This is a genomic window from Italian clover phyllody phytoplasma str. MA1 (assembly GCF_000300695.1).
Lineage (GTDB): Bacteria > Bacillota_I > Bacilli_A > Acholeplasmatales > Acholeplasmataceae > Phytoplasma.
The window spans coordinates 1-2,414 of sequence record NZ_AKIM01000051.1 but is presented as its reverse complement, the minus strand read 5'-3'; the positions used below and the strand labels follow the sequence as shown (position 1 = coordinate 2,414).

Here is a 2,414-nt window from a genome sequence, read left to right as displayed (position 1 = left end):
AATTATTGGCTGAATTGGAAAATAAGTTAATTACTTGATTAATGCCTTGGACTTTTCCTTGATTGATTTTATTGTTTAGTCTTTGAGTTTCTGGTTCGTTGTTAGTTAATAAATAGAACTCAAAACGCGTGTCTAATTTTTTTAATTGTTGTCCCTCTACCATGGCTTGTTTATAGCGGTCTCGGAGACAGGTTTTGAAATTAAACGCCATTATTCGTTTGGTTTCTGTGAATAAAACTAAATCAAATTTTATGTCTGGAATGAAGAATAAATAAGCCTGGGGGTATAAATTGATGATTCCTTTGTTTTGAAAATATAATAAAATGAAATATTCATTGATTTTACCACGGATTACTTTTTGACTTTGAGAATTGTGTTGTTTGTTAATAAAATATTCATTTAGGAGATTATGGTTTTTTATCATATATTCATTAAATGGTTTGTGGAATAAAGATGGTTGGATTATTTGTTTAGTGATGGCAACAAATAAAGATTGGTGGTTAAAAACATTAATATTGTTGAAATGAAAATTAGTTAATTGATTCATTTGATTATTCCTTTCTAAATAAAAAAAGACTCTAATTAAAGAGTCTTTTGGGGGATTTAAATTTAATTTTTTTGGTACGCCATTGAATAGTTCCATCTTTTTTAATAGTTTTGATTTTGCCGTTGCTATAATGGATATATAAATTACCGTTTTGACATTTTTTCTTAATTATTATTGCCATTCTTTATTTCTCCTATTTTTTTGATAATGTATTGTTGATTAAATTTAGCATCTTTATCATTCATATTGTTTAAGATAATTTTATTTCCTAGGTTTTGATTTTTCAAAAATTCATAATATCCCTTTTCTACTTGTTGAAAATAAGTTAAGGAATTAGTTTCAATCACATCTAATTGGTGATTCTTTTGGTTTATTTTGCGTTCCAAACCTAATTGAGGATTAATTTTTAGATAAATAGTGATATCAGGTTTGATGAAATTTTTACTTAATTTGTTAAAAATTTGGTAATTTTTGTCAATTTTTGAAGGATATACACGATAGGCGAAATTAGAGCCTAACCATCTATCTACTAAAATGATTTTGTTAGTTTTTAAGTGGGTTTTGATGAGTTCTTCTTGGGTTTGAATCATGTTGGCAAAACTTAAAAAATATCTAGTTAAATTATGCAAAGTATTGTGGGTTAAAAATGTTTCGCGTATATAATTCCCGATTGTAGAACTTCCTAATCCGCGAATAACAATTACTTCGTTACCTTGTTTAGTTAATTCTTGTTGAACGCTTTTTATTAGACTTGTTTTTCCGCTAACGTCAAGTCCTTCGAATATAATTAATTTCATTTTATGCTCCTTTTTTAAATTTGGGTATAAAAAAAGACCTTCGATTTGAAGGTCTTAGTTGTATTTTATTTTGCTTAATTGTTTTAAATAAGTTGTTTGTGATAATTCTTTTTTTGTTTTTTGTAGTAATTCTAAATATTTTTTACCATCTGCAATCATTTTATTAATGAAGTTATTGTCTTGGTAAATTCGCACTACATAATAATTAGTGTCATTGAAATAAACCAAAAAGTAAGCGAATTTAGCTTGAAAGCAGTAAAGTTGACATTGAACTTGGGCCCAGTAGTATTGAGGGATATTTTCTAAATGAGGATTGGTTAAAAAACTAGTCCAAGTGGATGAGACTTCTTGGTTTTCATTAACAAAAGGACATTTAATTTCTAAAACAGCTTGATGTTGTTCATTGTAACCGTCTAAAGATGCGGAAAAAAGGTTAACTTGATCATCAGTGAAAATGGTGTCTTCGAAAATTAAATTGGTTTTTTGTATGAAAAATTGACGAGCGATGGGTTCCATTTTTTGTCCATGAAGCGTATATTGATTAGCGGTAAAAGTGGTGCCAAAGAGTTTATCATGAACTAATTGTTCCATGGAACGAAAGGGATCTAAACCCGTAATAGAAGCGATTTCGGAAGCGTTGATGTATTTTTTTCGGTGTTGATACCATAATTTGGTGCGTTGATTTAAGTTTTTGATTCTCATAATATTCATTCTTTCTTAAATATTTTCTTTAATAATAATAAAAGATATTTTCCTAAATAATAAAAAAAACGAAAAATATGATAAAGACATTTAAAAAGAAAATCAATTAAATATAAAAGATGGGGGAGAAATAATAAAATAATTGTTAATAAACCTAAGTTTAACCATTGATTTTGATAAGTAAAGAAATAATCACTTATAGTTTTAAGGTTGTTGTTTAACTTAGTTAACCAAGTATTAATGAAATTCCACATGATAATTTAGCTTCTTAGTAGTTAAATATTGATAAAATTGAACCACGATTCCTTGTTTTAGTTGGTGAATACTTAGTTTGAAGGTGAAAAGATAGTATTTAATGACATAATAAA

The 2,414-nt window shown here is 27.2% G+C and carries 4 protein-coding genes; all 4 read right to left on the bottom strand.

The features are described 5' to 3' along the window. Window positions 1-547: hypothetical protein (locus RI01_RS02260; protein WP_017193050.1), on the bottom strand; the 547-nt coding region annotated here is incomplete at its 3' end. Between the two features lie 31 nt (window positions 548-578). Further along, on the bottom strand, window positions 579-728 hold the full coding sequence (locus RI01_RS03770; RefSeq protein ID WP_017193049.1) for a hypothetical protein: 150 nt from the start codon (window positions 726-728) through the stop codon (window positions 579-581). Further along, window positions 712-1,344, bottom strand: coding sequence for a dTMP kinase (tmk, locus tag RI01_RS02255; protein ID WP_017193048.1), 633 nt, complete (start codon window positions 1,342-1,344; stop codon window positions 712-714). The genes RI01_RS03770 and tmk overlap by 17 nt, the downstream gene beginning before the upstream one ends. Window positions 1,345-1,398: 54 nt before the next feature. Further along, window positions 1,399-2,046 carry a YqaJ viral recombinase family protein gene (locus RI01_RS02250; protein ID WP_026052450.1) on the bottom strand — a complete coding sequence of 216 codons (648 nt, stop codon included), beginning with the start codon at window positions 2,044-2,046 and terminating at the stop codon, window positions 1,399-1,401. Between the last annotated feature and the right edge of the window lie 368 nt (window positions 2,047-2,414).

Excerpts from the sequence above, each read along its gene's own strand:
- RI01_RS03770 (WP_017193049.1), bottom strand. The coding sequence starts at position 728 with ATGGCAATAATAATTAAGAAAAAATGTCAAAACGGTAATTTATATATC.
- tmk (WP_017193048.1), bottom strand. The coding sequence starts at position 1,344 with ATGAAATTAATTATATTCGAAGGACTTGACGTTAGCGGAAAAACAAGT.
- RI01_RS02250 (WP_026052450.1), bottom strand. The coding sequence starts at position 2,046 with ATGAGAATCAAAAACTTAAATCAACGCACCAAATTATGGTATCAACAC.